The sequence below is a fragment of the Cocleimonas sp. KMM 6892 genome, assembly GCF_035798195.1.
Lineage (GTDB): Bacteria > Pseudomonadota > Gammaproteobacteria > Thiotrichales > Thiotrichaceae > Cocleimonas > Cocleimonas flava.
Genome location: NZ_JAPFBV010000001.1, coordinates 853,371 through 872,205 on the forward strand (window position 1 = coordinate 853,371; position 18,835 = coordinate 872,205).

General features: G+C 38.3%; 18 protein-coding genes. 11 read left to right on the plus strand and 7 right to left on the minus strand.

From position 1 onward, the window contains the following. Positions 1-7: 7 nt before the first annotated feature. The 5 genes from rnpA (at position 8) to OO007_RS03920 (ending at position 4,883) form a co-directional block, all read left to right on the plus strand. Positions 8-403, plus strand: a complete 396-nt coding sequence (gene rnpA, locus OO007_RS03900) for a ribonuclease P protein component (RefSeq protein WP_243651466.1) — start codon at positions 8-10, stop codon at positions 401-403. A 13-nt stretch (positions 404-416) separates the two neighbouring features. Beyond that, on the plus strand, positions 417-2,123 hold the full coding sequence (gene yidC, locus OO007_RS03905) for a membrane protein insertase YidC (RefSeq protein ID WP_325807820.1): 1,707 nt from the start codon (positions 417-419) through the stop codon (positions 2,121-2,123). A gap of 65 nt (positions 2,124-2,188) precedes the next feature. Continuing rightward, complete coding sequence (mnmE, locus tag OO007_RS03910) at positions 2,189-3,526, plus strand: tRNA uridine-5-carboxymethylaminomethyl(34) synthesis GTPase MnmE (RefSeq protein ID WP_325807821.1); 1,338 nt, start codon at positions 2,189-2,191, stop codon at positions 3,524-3,526. Positions 3,527-3,606: 80 nt separating this feature from the next. Then, positions 3,607-4,230, plus strand: coding sequence for a LysE family translocator (locus tag OO007_RS03915; protein ID WP_325807822.1), 624 nt, complete (start codon positions 3,607-3,609; stop codon positions 4,228-4,230). A 38-nt stretch (positions 4,231-4,268) separates the two neighbouring features. Next, on the plus strand, positions 4,269-4,883 hold the full coding sequence (locus OO007_RS03920) for a LysE family translocator (RefSeq protein WP_325807823.1): 615 nt from the start codon (positions 4,269-4,271) through the stop codon (positions 4,881-4,883). 1 nt (position 4,884) lies between these two features. Here the strand turns inward: OO007_RS03920 and OO007_RS03925 are convergent, their stop codons facing one another. The 5 genes from OO007_RS03925 to OO007_RS03945 form a co-directional block, all read right to left on the minus strand. Continuing rightward, positions 4,885-6,006 (minus strand): extracellular solute-binding protein, encoded by a 1,122-nt coding sequence (locus tag OO007_RS03925; RefSeq protein WP_325807824.1) that lies wholly within the window; start codon positions 6,004-6,006, stop codon positions 4,885-4,887. Next, on the minus strand, positions 5,984-7,711 hold the full coding sequence (locus tag OO007_RS03930; protein ID WP_325807825.1) for a chloride channel protein: 1,728 nt from the start codon (positions 7,709-7,711) through the stop codon (positions 5,984-5,986). The genes OO007_RS03925 and OO007_RS03930 overlap by 23 nt, the downstream gene beginning before the upstream one ends. A gap of 70 nt (positions 7,712-7,781) precedes the next feature. Beyond that, entirely contained in the window at positions 7,782-8,264 is a 483-nt protein-coding gene (locus OO007_RS03935) for a HugZ family pyridoxamine 5'-phosphate oxidase (protein WP_325807826.1), read from the minus strand. A 62-nt stretch (positions 8,265-8,326) separates the two neighbouring features. After that, positions 8,327-8,815 (minus strand): hypothetical protein, encoded by a 489-nt coding sequence (locus tag OO007_RS03940; RefSeq protein ID WP_325807827.1) that lies wholly within the window; start codon positions 8,813-8,815, stop codon positions 8,327-8,329. Positions 8,816-8,844: 29 nt separating this feature from the next. Beyond that, complete coding sequence (locus OO007_RS03945) at positions 8,845-9,621, minus strand: TatD family hydrolase (RefSeq protein WP_325807828.1); 777 nt, start codon at positions 9,619-9,621, stop codon at positions 8,845-8,847. A 132-nt stretch (positions 9,622-9,753) separates the two neighbouring features. On the opposite strand from OO007_RS03945, the gene OO007_RS03950 reads away from it, so the two are divergent. Genes OO007_RS03950 through OO007_RS03960 form a run of 3 tightly spaced genes read left to right on the plus strand, consistent with a single transcriptional unit; the run spans position 9,754 to position 12,629 of the window. Beyond that, positions 9,754-11,481, plus strand: coding sequence for a mucoidy inhibitor MuiA family protein (locus OO007_RS03950; RefSeq protein ID WP_325807829.1), 1,728 nt, complete (start codon positions 9,754-9,756; stop codon positions 11,479-11,481). 53 nt (positions 11,482-11,534) lie between these two features. Continuing rightward, positions 11,535-12,251: an aspartate/glutamate racemase family protein gene (locus tag OO007_RS03955; protein ID WP_131904710.1), complete on the plus strand. Its 717-nt coding sequence runs from the start codon at positions 11,535-11,537 to the stop codon at positions 12,249-12,251. Positions 12,252-12,272: 21 nt separating this feature from the next. After that, positions 12,273-12,629 carry a DUF1304 domain-containing protein gene (locus OO007_RS03960; RefSeq protein WP_131904711.1) on the plus strand — a complete coding sequence of 119 codons (357 nt, stop codon included), beginning with the start codon at positions 12,273-12,275 and terminating at the stop codon, positions 12,627-12,629. A gap of 35 nt (positions 12,630-12,664) precedes the next feature. Here OO007_RS03960 and OO007_RS03965 read toward each other — a convergent pair whose 3' ends face one another. Together OO007_RS03965 and OO007_RS03970 are read right to left on the minus strand one after the other, a co-directional pair. Next, a complete protein-coding gene (locus OO007_RS03965) occupies positions 12,665-13,045 on the minus strand; it encodes a YbaN family protein (protein WP_325807830.1) in 381 nt (126 codons plus the stop codon). Between the two features lie 47 nt (positions 13,046-13,092). Then, positions 13,093-13,812, minus strand: coding sequence for a glutamine amidotransferase-related protein (locus OO007_RS03970; protein WP_325807831.1), 720 nt, complete (start codon positions 13,810-13,812; stop codon positions 13,093-13,095). Between the two features lie 233 nt (positions 13,813-14,045). Here OO007_RS03970 and OO007_RS03975 point away from each other — a divergent pair, with 233 nt between their 5' ends. From OO007_RS03975 to OO007_RS03985, 3 genes are all read left to right on the plus strand, one after another. Next, positions 14,046-14,777 (plus strand): fimbrial biogenesis chaperone, encoded by a 732-nt coding sequence (locus OO007_RS03975; RefSeq protein ID WP_325807832.1) that lies wholly within the window; start codon positions 14,046-14,048, stop codon positions 14,775-14,777. Between the two features lie 66 nt (positions 14,778-14,843). Next, complete coding sequence (locus tag OO007_RS03980) at positions 14,844-18,101, plus strand: hypothetical protein (RefSeq protein ID WP_325807833.1); 3,258 nt, start codon at positions 14,844-14,846, stop codon at positions 18,099-18,101. A gap of 197 nt (positions 18,102-18,298) precedes the next feature. Then, positions 18,299-18,787, plus strand: a complete 489-nt coding sequence (locus OO007_RS03985) for a hypothetical protein (RefSeq protein ID WP_325807834.1) — start codon at positions 18,299-18,301, stop codon at positions 18,785-18,787. Positions 18,788-18,835: the final 48 nt, after the last annotated feature.

The following is an 18,835-nucleotide window of genomic DNA, read 5'->3' on the forward strand; positions in this document are numbered from 1 at the left end:
GTTTAAAGTGAACGCAATAGATGTGGCTGACAGTAATATTAAGCTTCATCTTCATCGTGACTTGAAATTGTTGAATGCTGAAAACTATAAATTTGTTTTCAGTGATTCACAGCGTTTTGGTAATCGTTGTTTAACTGTATTAGCCAGAACAAATAATTTAGATCATCCTAGATTAGGATTAGCTATATCTAAAAAATGCGCAAAAAGAGCTGTAGATAGAAACCGCATTAAAAGATTATTCCGTGAAAGCTTCAGGTTAAATCAACATTCATTACCTAATGTTGATATCGTCGCTATGTGTAAGCCAGGCATTCTTTCTTTAGATAATGCGGAGATGCAAAGGCAAATAGAAACACAATGGCGTTTCATGCGTAAAAAATTCCCTGCATTATCAAACGAATAGAGTCTTTTTAGTCATGGATCAACAACGCCCTTTTCTATATTTAAGTTTAGTATTTTTAGGTTTCTTAATTTGGTCTACTTGGCAACAAGAACATGCACCAAAGCCTATCCCTTCAGCCAACACGTCTGTTCAACAATCTGCTAATGGAAATAATTCAGTGCCTTCGGGTTCTAGTGTTTCGGTAAATGGTTCAGATGTCATTCCTTCGGCAAATAATTCTGCTACAAATGCACAAGCTAAACAAATTCACATTAAAACTGATGTACTCGATATGTATATCAGCACAGTGGGTGGAACCATAGTTCAAGCAGATTTACCGACACATCCAGTTAGTTTAGAAGAACAGGATAAAGCAACGCGTATTATTGATAGAGAAATGAAGTACGCTGCACAAGCTGGTCTTATTTATCGTGGAAGCAATGGTGAAAGTTCTGCACCTAATCATTACACTAACTTTGACACTGAGAGTACCGAATACACCCTTCAAGATGGTCAAGATACAATTCAAGTGCCTCTTACCTGGAGTAATGGACAAGGTATCACTGTTACTAAAACGTTTATATTTGAACGTGGCTCTTTTTTAGTTAAACAAATTCAGACCGTTGATAACAAAACAGATCAAGTTTGGTCTGGAAACGAGTATTTAGAGCTGACTCATAAAGAGCATGAGAGATCAGGAAGTCTACTTGGTGGCGCTATCGCCTACGTTGGTCCTGCTTATTACAATAATAAGTACGACAAAATTGATTTCGATGAAATAAAAGATGGTGAGTTAAAAGATCTTAATAGTTCTGAAATTAACGCATTACCAGAAGAAGAAAAAGCCAGCCGATTAATTCAAGGTGGTTGGGTAGCCATGTTGAAGCACTATTTTGTAAGTGCTTGGATACCTTCTAAAGAAGAAACAAACACCTATTACACCCGTTATAACAAATCTAGTGATAACTACATTATCGGTGTTAAATCTCCTGTTAAAGATATTCAACCAGGTACATCGGGTAGTTTCGACAGTCAACTATACGTAGGGCCAACAGATCAGGCGACATTGGCTGAAATCTCTGAAGGTCTGGATTTGACAGTGGATTACGGAATATTTGCATTTGTTTCTAAACCAATATTCTGGGTTATGAGCTTCATTAACAGACATATTGTGAGCAACTGGGGTTGGACAATTATCCTGTTAACCATGTTCATAAAACTTATTTTCTTCTACCCATCAGCGGTTAGTTACCGTTCTATGGCGAAGATGAAAAAGCTTGGTCCAAAGATAAAAGAAATTAGCGAAAAATATAAGAACGACCCACAAGCTAAGCAAAAAGAAACCATGGCGTTTTATCGTAAAGAGAAGATAAACCCATTAGGTGGTTGTTTGCCAATGCTAATCCAAATGCCGGTATTTATGGGTTTATATTGGGTACTTCAGGAGAGTGTAGAGTTACGTCAGGCACCGTGGATTCTTTGGTATAAAGATTTGTCGATCAAAGACCCGTTCTTTGTATTACCGATCATAATGGGCGCAAGTATGTTTATTCAGCAAAAGCTGAATCCACCTGCTGTTCAAGATCCGATGCAGCAAAAGATATTTACCTATCTACCGGTTATCTTCACTGTGATGTTCTTATTCTTCCCTGCTGGTCTTGTACTTTACTGGGTTGTTAATAACATTCTTTCTATTTTCCAGCAGTGGTTTATCAATAAAAAGATAATAGGCGACGGATAGATAGTTAACTATTCCTTTGCAATAAAGGTTTATCAACGTTCATTAACATGTAGTGGTATTAGTAAATGATGAATGCCATCGATACAATTGCCGCAATAGCTACACCATCCGGTAGAGGTGGTGTAGGTATCATTCGTATTTCAGGGCCATACGTTCGCGATATGGCCGTTGATATACTAGGTTCCTTACCACCTCCTTTTAAGGCGTCACATCGTCTATTCAAAGATGCTAATCAAGAAACTCTTGATGATGGCGTTGCCATATTTTTCCCCTCTCCCAATTCGTTTACTGGCGAAGATGTTTTAGAACTCCAGGGTCATGGCGGTCAAATTGTTTTGGATATGGTGCTAAAACGATGTCTTGAATTGGGATCACGAATAGCAAAACCTGGTGAGTTTTCGGAAAGAGCATTCCTCAACGATAAACTCGATCTTACACAGGCAGAAGCTATTGCTGATTTGATAGATTCAGGTTCTGAGCAAGCAGCAAGATCTGCGTTACGTTCTTTACAAGGTGAATTCTCTTCTTCGATAGATTCCCTGTTGATTAAGATGATTGAGATGCGCGTTTATGTCGAAGCGGCATTAGATTTCCCAGAAGAAGAAATTGATTTTTTAGCGGATAAAAAAGTTCTAGAACGATTACAGGCTATTAAAGATCAACTCACTGAAATCACCTACAAAGCAAAACAGGGAAGCTTGTTAAGAAGCGGTTTAAACCTCGTTATTATCGGTGAACCTAATGCGGGCAAATCCAGTTTACTGAATGCTTTATCGGGTAACGATACTGCGATAGTCACTGATATAGCCGGCACTACACGTGACGTGTTGCATGAGTCTATCAACCTTGATGGTATGCCATTACATTTAGTGGATACTGCTGGTCTTCGAGACAGTGAGGACCCTGTTGAAAAGATCGGAATCGAGCGTGCCTGGAAAGCAGTAGAAAAAGCAGATATTGCGCTTTTGCTATTAGGCGATACCCATTTATCTACAAAGAGTGATGAAATAGTCAAAAAACTACCACAATCATTACCTTTAATTGTTGTGCAAAACAAAATTGACTTGAATGCCAAAGACACAGGAAAAGAAAAAGATATTATAAATATCTCTGCTAAATACAATCTTGGAATAGATATTCTAAAAGAAGAACTCAAACAAAGAATGGGCTATCAGAATAATAATGAAGGGATATTTATAGCGAGAAGAAGACACCTTCAAGCGTTAGAAAGAACTCAGGAATTTGTCGATAATGCAGAAATGCAATTAACTGAATTCAATGCCGGAGAATTAATGGCAGAAGAGTTAAGACTGGCGCAGGATGAGCTTAGTCAAATCACCGGAAAATTTACCTCAGATGATTTATTAGGTGAGATCTTTAGTAGTTTTTGTATCGGCAAATAAAGCTTTTATTTCGATTAAAACAGGCATAGTCTACAGCGAAAAGCCACCCCCCCACTTATAAGCAGTTTTTTAGGTTAGCCATGTCTTTAGAAGCAGCGATTACATTTACTCTCGCAATATTCATTTTTGGTATTACTCCTGGTCCAGGCATCTTTGCAATACTGGCACGTGCTTTAAATTCAGGTGCAAAATCATGTATTCCATTATCTTTGGGAATGTCTGTTAGCGATGTTATTTATTTGATCTTGGCAACATTTGGTCTTGCAGCAATTGCAGAAAACTATGGTGGTTTATTTACAGCGATACGGTTTATAGGCGCAGCTTACTTGATGTACTTAGGTTGGAAAATGTGGACAACCAAAGTCGATGTAGAAATACAAAAAAATAAAGTAAGCCGATCTTCCTGGTTAAGTAGTTTTGTTCAAGGCTTTTTAATTTCTGCATCAAATCCTAAAGTGATACTTTTTTATATCGCGTTTTTACCAACGTTTATGGACTTAACCAAACTGTCTACTTCGGATATTGTGTTAGTCAGCGGATTAACCCTGCTAGCTTTAATGGTTGGTTTGATGCTAGTGGCTGTAATGGCATCTTCGGTTAGAAAATACTTAAAGTCGCAAAAGGCTTTAAAACGATTAAACAAAACTGCAGGCAGTATTATGATTGGTGCTGGCTTGTTTTTAGTCAGCAGAGGAACAAGTTAGTTTACTTACTTGGTGAGGAATTAAGCTGATTAACTCTTATGCAAAACCTATCACTTTTCATCACTGCTACATTGATATTAGCCATGACACCCGGGCAAGATTTTATCTATGTTATGGTTCGCAGTATTTCACAAGGTATTCGCGCCGGTTTCATTTCTATCGCCGGTTTATTTATCGGGGTAATGTTTCACACCTTAGCAGCAGCCACTGGAGCTGCGGCAATTTTATTAACTTCAGCGTATGCATTTACCGTTATTAAAATTGTTGGCGCACTCTATTTGATTTATCTGGGTATTCAAGCATTTAGACAAAAAGGGCGTTTAGAAATAAAGAAAACTAAAGACAAAGCATCTGATTTTAAATTATTAAAAGAAGGCATGCTTTCAAGCACGCTTAATCCAAAACTAGCGTTATTTTTTATGGCTTTTTTGCCTCAGTTTGTAAGACCCGATTCAGATGCTTTTACCAATATGATTTTGCTGGGTTTACTGTTTCTTGTTTTATCATTGCCCATACTTATCGCTGTGGTTTTATTCTCTTCCAAATTTGGTGAAGTACTCAGTAATAACGAAAAAGTGAGCACACTAATTGGCAAGGCGACAGGTGTTATTTTGATTGGTTTAGGGATTAGATTAGGGTTTGTAGAAAGCTAGATCATTGATTGTCTTCTTTAGCATCACCCATTTTATTTTGATTTAACCAATCCCAGAATCGTGTTTTCCTTAAATTCTGAGTATTGGCATACCAATTTGCATCTCTAAACAGCGCCCTGTCTAAATGATGCGTGGCTGTTGGCAATTGATCACGCATAGAAAAGCCTTGTTCAGCATGTAGACCTATTCTGCGTAAGGCACTTTTTCTACTAGGTCCGTAAGGTATAATCTCTGCCAGTTTAGCCATGTTTTCGGCTTTTATAACAAAACGGATAAAATCATTTTTTAATGCAGTTTTAGAATTACTATCCTTTTGTTTGGGAATAACCCATACATTCCAGTCAATAATCTGAGCATCCCAGATCATTGTTATGGGCGCGCCATCGAGTTGCGCACTAAAGAACCTTCCGTTATATCCTGAAGCCATTACAGCTTTACCAGTTGATAATAATGATGCTGCTTGTTTTGGATTATCCCACCATATAATTTCATCCCGAATACTATCTAGACGGCGAAAAGCAATACGCATACCACGTTCAGTGCTGAGTAAATCGTAAATTTGATCTATGGGCACTCCTTCGGCAATCAGCGCCCACTCCAGAATATCAGAGGGTGATTTATTCAGTGCTCGCTTCCCCGGAAAACGTTTGATATCGAAGAAATCAGATATTGTTTGAGGCTTTTCTCCCGTGAATTCTCTTTCATCATAAGCAATCAAAGTTGAGTATGAGAGATGTGCTATTCCACACGGTAAAATCGAATGTTTAACAAAGTCGCTTTTAGGATTTTTGTGTTTTTTATCCTTAATAAGAATCTGTTTATAATCCAACTTATGAATGAGTTTTTTATCACAGGCGATAAGTGCATCGCCTAATGTCATGTCGATAATATCAGGGAGTAAATCACTGTTTAAAATTGCCAGATCGGCAGAGTATTTCTGGGTATTTACTAAGGTACCTGTGGCAACTTCAAAAGGTTGAAATAAAGCAGTTTGCTGTGCATTTTCATAACTACCGCCCCAGGTAGCTATGGTTAATTCTGATTGGCCGTAGAGTAACGTTGTAGAAAAATAACTACAGAGCAGGAAGATAAAAAATTGATTAAATGCCTTCATTTTCTTCATTCTTAATATCCTTGGCAATTTTCTGATAGGCAGTAATTAATTCACTTTCAGGTACCATGCCAATCAATTCACCATTACTAGAATCGATGATTGGAACAGCTTCGCCAGTAAATCCCTCGAGTGCAGACATGGCTTGCCAAAGTGATGTTTTCTCATTGAGTACTGGCATATCCTTTCTGATGAGGTTGGTAATTGCTTGGGATTCTTCACCAATTAAATCAATGGTTCGTACAACACCTAAATATTCATTGTTATGATTAGTGATTGCTCCGGCAGAACGACCAGCCTGCTTAAGCTGAATCAAAGATTCTTCAATACTGGATGTGTCTTTTAAGTTAGCAAAATCGGTATTATCCAAGGTTAATATATTGATGTTTTCAAGCATCGCTCTATCTCTTCCAGACGATAAGTCGACACCTTTACTGGCGAGAACGACATCGAAAATGGAGCGACCGTGCAATCGATAGGCGAGTAAATTTGCAAATACGACGCTGACCATGGCAGCGATGGTTAAATCGTAATTATGGGTTAATTCAAAAACAATAAGAATTGTGGTTAAAGGCGCTCCTATGATTGGGCTGGTCAAGGCCATCATCGCGCAGATGGCGTAAACCACGACACCAGAATTGGGTATGCCGATAAAGTTTAAAAAGGTCCAACATAGCGCGCCAAACAAAATACCAATCAGTAGCGATGGGCTGAAAACGCCCCCAGCAAAACCAAATCCTAAGCAGAGTGCGGTCAGCACCATTTTAGCAATTAGTAATAGAATCAGTTCTCCACTACTAAATGCGCCTTCTATGGTTGCAAAGCGCAATGCTTCTTTACCTATTCCAAGTACATCAGGAAATTGTAGCGCAATGATTCCCACTGCTAATCCAGCGATAGCAGGTTTATAAATAGCGGGTAATGATAACTTCTCCGAAAACGCACTAGTAGAAGCTAACAGTCGCATAAATATAACAGCTAAGAACGCACAGACTAGTCCCAAAATTGCAAACAGCAAAAACTCGTAACCAAAAGCCACGCCATTAAAATGAACAAGGAACAGTGGAGGACTATCAAAAATGATATTGGCGAAAACATAACCGGTTGCAGAAGCGACGGTAGTTGGTGCGAATGCTTGCAATGAGTAATGACGCAAAATCACTTCATGGGCAAAAACCAAACCGGCAATAGGAGCATTGAATGCTGTGGAGATGGCAGCAGCCACACCACAGGCAATTGCTATTGTTTGGATATTGGGTATATCGAGTTTTAGACGACTGGCAAAATTACCCGCTATGGCACCCATGTAAACCATAGGACCGTATTGGCCCACTGAAGCACCACTGCCAAGCGAAACCAGCGAAGCCAAGGTTGAAACAAAACCAGATCGTGCATCTGGTAAAGATGTTCTAAGTTGTACCGCTTTAATTGCATCGGCAGGCCCCAAAGGTCTCTTTTCAATGGTTAATTTTTGTATAAGAAAACCAACAATCAGGCCACCAATAGCGGGCACTAATACTGTAGCTGCAGTCAGTAAAAATGGATTGTTTAGCTGAATGCGAGAGCGAGGTGAAATAAGTAATATATCATTCATCCAATCTACTGCTTCAATAAACGCTATTGCAGCGAGCGAAGCGATACTGCCTAGCGTTAATGCGAGAAGGGTTAAAACGATAATTCGATAGCTAATCCGAATAAAAGTGACATCAGAAGTCATACTAAAGACTAGTAAACAACTGTATGTTTAGCAAATGTAACTATGTTCGTGTTACTTCGCTATGATGTGCTTAGGCACTGACATGTTCCAGTTCAGTTAAATGTTCACCGGTTAGTTGATAGGCTTTACCAAAGCCTTGAACATAACGTCCTTCAGTTGGTGTTAGTTTAAATAGAATAAAATCTGGCAGGCTTCTCAGTAATGGAATGATGCTACCAAAAGACTGCTCAAATTTATCCAATCTATCGCTATAACAGGCTTCATCAGATTGAACGATACTGACATCGCAATCATAGCTAATACGTTGTCTGGCAAATAGCTGTCGAGCATCCTGTTCATCCTCTATCAGCAAAATACTCGCCATTGGCTGATTAAGAAGTTCTTGTGTATGGCTGGCCAACTGGCTAAGGAACAAATAAAAGCAGCCGTTTTCATCTTCTATGAAAGGTGCATAGCTGATGTTGGGTCGACCTGTTGCGGTCAGCGTTGATAGAGACAGTGTTTTTATCTTTGCTTTGAAGGTAACAAAGTCTTGTTCGGGTGAGTTGCTCATGAACCTACTTTAAACAGTAATACTATAAATATAAAGTCACCCCCCTACTTTCAGGCATTTTTTTAATTAAGCTTTTTGGTGCTGGTTACCAACACACCACGTTTAGTATCAGGGTTATATATCAAAGCCACAGAACGTCCCTGATCTGTGCCAGAAAAATAGGTTTCCTGATTCACAGCAGTGGGATGCCACCAACTGGCTGGTGGGTTATTTGTAGAGAAAGTGGATTCCAAAATTTCTGGTGTCAGCGTATTTTGAGATAATTTTTTATTGATAATGTACTTTTCAACTGGTCGACGACCAACGCTAAATGAAAACCAGGATGATGAAGTTTCATTGCCCGATTTATTAATCGCTTGTACATCCGTGATCAAGGCATCGGGTGATTGAAACCATTGTTGAAGCGCCATTACAGCTGCTTCTGGTTTTGCTACACGTGTAGCATTCTCAGGCACGGGGAAAAACTTATCAGCAACGAATGGTGTTACCGCGAGTATCAATCCAGCTAAAATAACGATACCCATAATTATGGTGGAGAGTGTTTTCATCATAAAGTCACATCTAATAATCTGACGCAGGATTATAACGCAAACAACCTCTTCGCATTAGCCGTTGTTACACCCGCTACCTGATTGATGTCTATACCGCGTATTTCTGCAATGGTATTTGCCACTGTGGGTAAATAGGAGGGTTCGTTACGTTGTTGGTGATGAGATGAGTCAGGTTGATCCGGAGAGTCGGTCTCTATCAACATATTGTCCAGGGGCAGTGTTTTTACAAGTTGTTGTAATCGAGTTGCCCGTGTGTAAGTAATAGGTCCACCGAAGCCTAAATAAAAACCCAGATCTATCAGCTGTTTTGCTTGTTGTTCACTACCCGAAAAACTGTGAATGGATCCAGTTAAAGAAGGAAATTGTCTGAGGTGTTTTAGTACTATATCGAGTGATTTACGCGCGTGAATAATAACCGGCAACTGAAACTTATCAGCAATGGCTAATTGCCCGACGAATATATCTATTTGTTTTTGCTTATTCTGTTGTTGATGACTTTCAGGGATAAAAAAATCCAGACCAATCTCCCCTATTGCGACGGCTTTATGCTCTTGTAAATACAGTTTTAATTTATCCAGATCATCATTATTTACATCATCCATAAACATCGGATGTAAACCATAAGCTGCGTGACACATTGATGGATTAGCTTCAACTATGTTTGTAATCAATCGCCAGCGATCTGCAATTGTCGATGAAACGATAATATGAGAAACATCTGCTTGTTTAGCCCGCAGGATAGCGTCAGTGCGATCATGATCAAACTCTGCAAAATCAATATGTGAATGGCTATCTATGAGTTCCATGGTTTCTTATTTTAGGTTTTTACATTCTTTTTACAAAGTTGTTACACTTGATTAACGAATTAAAAGTCTCGTTCTTTATAGTGATGTCATATTCACATGAACATGAACATGAACACAACAAAAGGTATAAAAATGTCTAAGAATACTTCTGGCTTAATATTCAAGTCATCTTCACCATTAAAACTAGTGAGCAGTACTGCATTATTTGGCTTACTTCTCTCTGCTCAATTTTCATCACTGGCATTTGCGGATGACATCATTGCAGAATCTAGCATTGAAGCAGTCACTGTATATCCGGGTAGCGCCAAAGTAACGCGAGTTAGCAAGATTTCATTAAATGCAGGCAATAATGAAGTTGTCATAGAAAATTTGCCTTTAAACTTAAATGAGACATCTTTGCGTGTTTCTGGTGAAAGTCAGGCAGATGTATCACTTGGTAGCATTGAGCTATTCAAGAATATTAAAAGAGATGTAGTACAGCAACAGGAAAAAGAATTACGTCAAAAAATTGAAGATGTTCAGTTAGAACAAAAACGAATTCGAGACGATATAAGCCGTAATAAGACACAGCTTCAATTCATTCGTCAGATGGTTTTAGGTAGTAATAATACGAAGCAAAAAAATGAAGAAGTTAAAAGTGGAAGCTACACGAATCTGCCTTTAGATCAGTGGAAGCAGGCATGGGATACATTAGACTCTGCAACAGCTGAAGTGCAAGAGAAAATCAGACAGTCAGAAATTGCGCTTTCAGAGAAAGATCAGACATTAAATCAATTGAAACGCGAGCTTCAGCTGGTCGCTACGAATCAAAAAGAAACCAGAAGTGCAAAACTACAAGTCGAATCTAATGGCGCGACTGAGTTAACCTTAAATCTTACTTATCAAATAAACGGTGCCCGCTGGGAGCCAGTTTACGATGCTGATTTAGATACTCAAACAGGCGACATTAAATTAAAAACCTTAGCCCAAATTAGTCAACGAACCGGTGAAGACTGGACGGGTGTTGATGTAACGTTATCTACCTTGCGTCCTAGCGCAGGCTCGCAATTACCTGTACTTCAACCCTGGGCATTAGATTTTATGCCAGAAGCTATGCCTATGGTACAAGCAGAAAGCTCTGGCATGATGATGAAGAAAAGCAATATGGCAGATATGGCACTGGCAGCTCCTATGCCTTCGCCCGTCAAAAGAGCACCTAGGAAAAGTATGCAGCAACAGCAAAGCCGTTTGATCAGTGCAGATTTTTCTGCGGAATATAAAGTTCCGGGTAATATCAGTTTAGGTTCTGGCAGTAATAAGCGACGTTTCGCGTTGACATCACAAGATTTACAATCAACGATTAATCTTGCTAGTGCTCCTCGAATGGATCCTAGAGTAATGATTCTTGCTACTACAAAATACCAGGATGAAACACCATTACTGGCTGGCAGTATGTCGCTTTATCGAAACGGTAGTTTTGTCGGCAGTACCTTCTTATCTCAAAAACAATCAGGCGAAGAAATAAAACTATCGTTTGGTGAAGACGATAAAGTGAAAATCAAATTTTTACCTGACCCAGATCAGAAACGAAAAGACGGTTTATTATTTGGTAAAAAGAAGGTTGTTGAAAGACATTACAAAGTCAGCGTAAACAGTAACCACAATAAAGCTTATCCATTAGTGATACAGGATGTATTGCCTGTTTCGTCTAACGAAGAACTTAAAATTAAAATACTGGGAGACCTTCCTACCAATACAGATGTAGATGGTAAGAAAGGAGTGTCGAGTTGGAACATTAACTTATTACCAAAAAAGTCAGTGAATATTAAGTATGGTTACTCCGTGAGTTATCCTGAAGATCGTATAGTTCCAGGGCTATAAAAGTCTTACTTCGTTATAGGTTGGCTCCCGAATAGTTAATAAAGGTTATAAAAATGAAAACAATAGGTTTATTAGGTGGGATGAGCTGGGAGTCTACAGAGCTTTATTACCGTTGGATAAATGAAGGGATAAAACAAAACCTTGGTGGATTACATTCTGCCAAGATTGTTTTGCACAGCGTAGATTTTTCAGAAATTGAAAAACTTCAGCATCAGGGAAAATGGGATGAAACAGCTGAAATACTAAAAGCTGCTGCTCAGGGATTAGAAAAAGCAGGTGCTGATTTTATACTGATATGTACCAACACAATGCACCTTGTTGCGCCGCAAATACAACAAGGTATTTCTATTCCGCTTTTACATATTGCTGATGCGACGGCAGAAGAAATTGTAAAACAAGGCCTTAATAAAGTTGCTCTCTTAGGCACTGGTTTTACCATGGAGCAGGATTTTTACAAAGGCCGTTTGATTAGGGAGTATGGCTTGGATGTGATGGTTCCAAACGAGCAAGATCAACAAATCATTCATCAAATTATTTACGATGAGTTATGTTTGGGAAATATCGCAGATTCATCAAGACAGGAATATTTGCGGATTATTGATTCCTTAGTCGAACAGGGTGCTGAAGCGATTATTCTTGGGTGTACTGAAATTACATTGCTAGTTAAACCGGAACATACAACTGCCCTACTTTTTGATACAACAAAAATTCATGCACTTAAAGCTGTTGAAAAGGCTTTGTTAGGCTATTGTAAGACTGACGTTAAATAAATTTTTCACTGAGTAGTCTTTATGCAAATGCTAGCCATAGGTTTTACCGCACTGGTAATCGTTCTACACATCTATTTTTTAGTCCTGGAAATGTTTCTATGGGATAAACCAATGGGCCGAAGAGTATTTGGTTTAACTCAGGAATTTGCTACCCAATCAAAAGCAATGGCGGCCAACCAGGGTTTATATAATGGTTTTTTAGCAGCTGGATTAATCTGGGGTTTAAGCCTCGGTGAAAGTGGGCGCTCTATTGTTATATTCTTTCTTACTTGTGTGATAGTTGCGGGAATATTTGGCGCACTGACAGTGAGTAAGAAGATTGTTGTGTTTCAGGCACTACCTGCGTTTATTGCTTTGGTATTTACTTTGTTGTTATAAAAACTGCTTTAAAGTAGGGGGGTGGCTTAAGTAAATTAGGGATCTTGTTTTGGTTGTTCAGGTCTTGTGACTAACCAGATAGCAATTACACTTAAGACAACAGCTACCCCTGCTCCGGCCATAAAGGCTGGCTTTGCAAAGAACTGAAACAAGATGTAGCTAATAGACATGCTAACAACGGCCGCTATTTTACCCTTTCTTGAAACCACGCCATGCAGCATGAAAGCTTCTATCTGAGAGCCATACTTAGCGTTGTCATACACTTTTTGCATGAGCTCAGGCGCACCGCGAGACCAGAGCCAAACGGCAATAATCCAAAATACAACTGTCGGAAGTAATGGCACAAACATCCCAAGAAAGCCAATAGCAAAGCTTAGCCAACCCAAAACTATATAGGTGTATTTTCTCAGTTTCATGTAGTTAGCGGGTTTATCCTAATGAAAGATAGATAGTAGATTGTTAATTATGCACGAGAGTTCTTAATAAAATCTACCATCCAGGAACCAACGGTTTTACCATCGACCTCTTTCTTTAATGACTCAATAGCGGCATTAGTGGTGTCTTCACCAATGCGATCTAATCGATTTGTAATTAAAGTTTCTAAATATTCTTTTGAAAATTCAGGGTGTCCTTGAAACGTAACAACAGAATTTAACTGAAACCCTGCAATGGGACAGAAGTCACTACCAGCAATTAATGTGGCGTCTTTCGGCATTTCCACTACTTGATCTTGATGACTAGCGCGCATAGACATTGATTCCAAAGGATTCTTCTTCATCCATTCTTGTTGGTTTTTAATTTGCCATTGGTGTACACCAACACCCCAACCTTTATCTGTCGCTCTTTCTACTTTACCGCCCAATGCTTCGGCAATGAGTTGATGACCGAAGCAAATACCAACTGTGGGTATTTGAGCCTGATATAGATCTCTCACTAAATCTTTGGCTTTATGAATCCAGGGAATATCTTCAAACGCACTAAACTTACTACCAGTAATTATGTAGCCGTCACACGCATTCAAATCTATAGGAAACTGATTAGCCGTTAAATCGTATACGCTGATTTCAATCTCATCATCTTGAGATAGAACTAAATCAGTAAACATATCCTGATAGTCACCATGATCTTTGATTAAATCATCTGCAACGTGATCGCATTGAAGTATTCCGATTCTGATTTCCATGTTTTATAACCTAGAGCAAGATTGAATTTTAAGGTCTGACGCCCCTCAAGCGTATCATAGAGTTAAACGAGAAATGAGTACAAGCCAACTAAGCTATTAAACAAAAGAAAAACTAGAAAAAATAAATATGGTTAAGCCTAGGTAAAGAAAACGCGTTGTATATTGATTTCAGTAACGTTTAGGATTGAGCGTGCTTAAGAAAAAATAACAATAATACAAGCCGGATGTAAACAATGAACAATATGGACAACAAAAATAACACCTTCCTGATTAAATCTATTATTAGTGTTTTCTTTTTACTCATGACTTTGAGTAGTCATGCACTACAGATGAATCCTTTATCGTTGGTGCTTAAGCCATCTGGCGGTGGCGCAAAACAATCTGTTAGAGTTTCTAACGAAAGTAACAAGCCTATCGCGGTTCAATTTAGTGTTACCACTAGACAACAAATCAATAATAAAGAAGTCAGAAAGCCTGCCGATAAGGATTTCATGATTTATCCTCCGCAAACAATTATTCCTGCTAACTCCACTCAAAGAGTCAGAGTTGAATGGTTGGGTCCCGGACAATTACCACGTGAACAAGCATATCGATTAATTGCAGAACAGGTTTATGTGTCACTCGAAGAGAAAAATACAACGGGTGTAAAGATGTTGATGACACTCGTAGGTGCTTTGTATGTTCAGCCAAATGGAACAAAAAGTAACTTAGTAGTTAAAGGTGTTCAGCGTCAGGGAAATAAGTTGGCGATTACTGTTGCAAACACAGGTAATAAGCACCAGCTGATGCGTTACGCTACATTGATTTTACGCAATGGTGGACAAACGATCCAACTCAAAGGCAATCAAATTTTGGGGCTGGAAGGCAATAATGTTCTAGGAGGAGCGACAAAGCGCTTTTTCATACCATTACCGAAGAATTTCAGGGATGGAGCGTGGAAAGCTGAAATTAAGTACCCTAAATAACAATTCATTAACTGATTCACCGCTATACAACGGCTCCTTATCGATAAACGCGTGAATTAATTAACAATGAACCAGCAAATCACCCATTGTAGCGTTATCAAAGTTACTTCATGGGTTGCTGGTTTTTTATTGTTTGTTTTCCCGGTTTTTTTACCATTTTTAACTGTATCAGCCGATGAAATATCAGATGCTGAAATTGCTGCCTTTTATCATCGTCTGACTTCTGCCGAGAAATCTTCAACTCAAGCAAAAACAAAAGCGTCTCCGCAACAAGTTACTGTTACTCAAAAAAGTAAGCCTCTTTTAAATAAAGAGATGCCATCGAAAAAGCGTAAACAAACACGTACTGCAGCGCCAAAAATCACTGATGATTTAAATAAAAATGACCCTGCTTTGATTGCTTTCTTTGAAAGTCTAAATATCGAAGAAGCTATTCCTGTAACAGAGACAGATGAATCAATAACACCTACTGTTATAAAGAAAACTGAATCAGTTTACGAAAAAACCATAAATAATCAGGCAGATAATCTTTATGTCGATATAGATGATAAAGGTAAAGCCACCCCCCCACTTATAGCCAATAAAATTATTAAAACTCCAGCTAGAGTTGAAGTACTCAGTAGTTCCAGGGAAGAGACCGTAACCACTAAAGCAGAAAGTACGCTTCCATCCTCTCAAAATACAAATACAACAGCCCTTTCAAGTCAGGGAGTAAGTGATGATAAACAAGAAACTTCTCCAAAATCTGCTAAAGCAAATGATTTAAATGCATTATTTGCAAAAGCATTTGGAAAAAAGATAGTCAGCACACCTAAAGAAGTCACAGCAGAATTGAGAGTGAATAATTCTACTAAGGGTGAATTAAAGCTATTTAGTAATGATCAAGGCGTGTTGGATAAAGTAGAAACAGAGCCATTACTTGTTTTACTCAAAGATGTATTGAAAGAGCATGTCTATTTTCGAGTAAACGAAAAACTGAAGACACAGAAGAAAACCCAGTTTGCTGTTTTAAGTGAAATGGGAATTGATGCCGAATATAACCCCACTAATTTAAGTCTCGATTTAAACATCAAGAATGAATTAAGAAGGCCCAATATTCTGTCCATGATCAGTAAAAAGAAAGCATCAGTCAGAAGCGAAAATAAAATTAAGGCGAATGAGATCAGTTCTTTTATTAATACTTACACAACTGTCGGCTTCAATTCTCAAAACGAAAGTGACACTGACTTCAAAATGAAACTGGAAGGTAGTTTGAATATTGGAGATAAAGTATTAGAAACAACCGTCGATGTACGTGATGAAGAATACACCTTTAGCAATACTACGCTGACGTTTGACCAACCTGAAAAATTAAAACGTTTCACCTTAGGCAATATATCTTCCGGTAATAGAAACTTTCAGGAAAACCTTTCGCTCAATGGCATCAGAGTCAGCAAAGAGTTCTTTATGGATCCTGAGTTGCAGATCAGACCACAGGCGAATGAATCACTGGTTCTTGATTCAGACTCGGAAGTTGAAGTATTCATAAACAATCAATTAATCCGTCGTTTTTACTTAAAAGAAGGGGTTTATTCTTTAGAAGATATTGGTCTATATAACGGTGCAAATAATATACGGGTTCGTATAAAAGATGAGTTTGGAAAAATCACAGTTAAAAGTAGTGAGCAGTTTTATGATTCTCATTTACTAAAATCGGGCCTGTCTCTGTATGCTTTCAGTGTCGGTTATTTGAGTAATGAAGAAGGTTACACTAACGATAGTTTAGAAGATGAATTGATCCTAAGTGGCTACTATCAAAAAGGTTTAACAAAAGACCTTACATTGAGCGTAGACGCTCAAATCACGCCTAATAGTTACTTATTGGGAACTGAAGTTTTAACATCTGTGGCTTTAGGCTCAATAAAGAACAGTTTTGCCGTCAGTGGCGGTGCTGATAATCAGGATACAGGTTATGCGACAAGCTTCGAGTTTAGACCCAATAAGAAAAGAGAATATATTAGTCTAGATACCTTACGCGAAGATATGCTCGGACTTGAACCACCGATAAATGACTTTCTGAATGGTTGGACAATTACGGGCGAATATCGAAGTGAAAACTTTTCACAAATTAATGAAGTGCAATTAGATACGGTTGATGAATTAGGCAATATCGTAGAAGTAAGCAATCAACGTCTAAAGTCGAATTTGCAAACGAACTTCAGTTTGAACTTAAGTGAAAAGTGGAATGGTTATTTAAACCTTGGAATATCCGATTACTATGATGCCGATGAAAATATCTATGCAAGCCTGAATACCACCAGGCGATTTGATAATGGTGTGTCTCTCAGTTTAGGTGCGCGATATGACAGTGAAGATGATTTTTCAATGAGCATGCAGCTCTCTGTTCCTTTATCACATAAATCAAGCCGTCGAAAAAAGAGTCTAGATGTATTAGTGAATACCAAAGACAGCACTCTAGAATCGAAATTAAGTGTAAAACCAACAAGTTTAGTGGGCACAAATAGTTTGGCAGGGTCTTTAGAACATTATCAAGATGATCATACAAGACAGCAGAATCTTAACCTTCAGTATAGACACAACAGGTTTGAATCTACATTCGCTGCACATAATAGATACAGTATTTCTGATAGTGATAACACGCAACAATTAACTGTTGGCTTTAATACCAGTTTAGCCTGTGTGGGTGGAAACTGCGCAACGTCTTATCCTATCAATGATAGTTTTGCATTGGTTACGGGGCCATCTAATCAGGAAGCCCCTATAGCAATAAATAACGGCAATAATCGTTTTAGATACTCGGAAGATAATGATACTGGTTTGCCCGATAACTATACGGCATTAATACCTGGTAAAGGTGATAGCGCAATTGTGCGTTTAGATTCTTATCGATATCAAAATATTAATATCGATGAAAGCACCCTACCTAATGGTTACGATACTGAGAAAACAGAATTTGAAGTATTGCCAAAATATCACCAAGGATTCTTGATTAAAGCAGGCGGAGAACCACAGACTATATTAGATGGGATGTTAGTTGATACTGCTAATAAACCATTAGGCTTTAAAGGTGGTCAATGGATACCTGTTAGTTCTGCTGTAAACAATGAAGCAAATGATGCTGGGACAATCGATGCAAATAATAAAGAAGCGAAGACTATTGCCTTCTTCTCTAATAAGGCAGGTAGATTTAGAGTCATCTCGATGCCCGCTGGAACATATAAGTTAGAATTATTCGATTATCCTGATATGAATGACATTCAGATTAGCGTTCCTGATTTGAAAGGAAAAGTTCATCAAGTCGGTAACTTAATTATAGATGAATAACCAAAACCCCACTGTATAGCCATTTTAACATTATGTTATAGACATACGGTAGAAAACTGAATGATATGTTCAGGAAACGTTCAGCTAAAAATGCATAAGATATATCCAAGGTCACAATATAAAAATTACTAGTTACCTTTTACAAACTAAAGCAACAAACCAAAACAAACCCTTTACAATAAAAAATAGGAAAAACAATGAAATTCACTAAGTCTATTCTTGCGTCTGCTGTTCTTTTAGCAACTAGCTCATTCGCTATTGCGGCAACAGATACTACAAATATCGAAATCAATGTAACTAAAGATGCGTATGTAAATCTAATTGGCACATTAGCTGGAAATACTTCTGTAGTTCTTGCTGAAGCAGATGTTAATGGTGCGACTACTACTCTTGGTACGCTAGGTACAGAAGCTAACACAACGGGTGGTTGTACTGTTGCAGTATCTTCGGTAAATGATTTCAAATTACAGCATGATACAGTTGCTGCTTTGTACCTACACGGTGCTTCTAATTACTCAGTAAGCTGGGCAGGTACTACATATACGGCAGGCGCTCCGAACGCTGCAACTTTAACTTCTTGTAACAATGCTTCAAGTGCTTTCAACATGACTTCACCTGCTATTTCTGGTGTAGTACAAGCTGGTACTTACTCTGATACTGTTACTTTAACTGTAACAACTCAGTAGTAGTTAAAAGTTATGATTTGAAGCAATAATTGCTTCAATGAAAAAAGC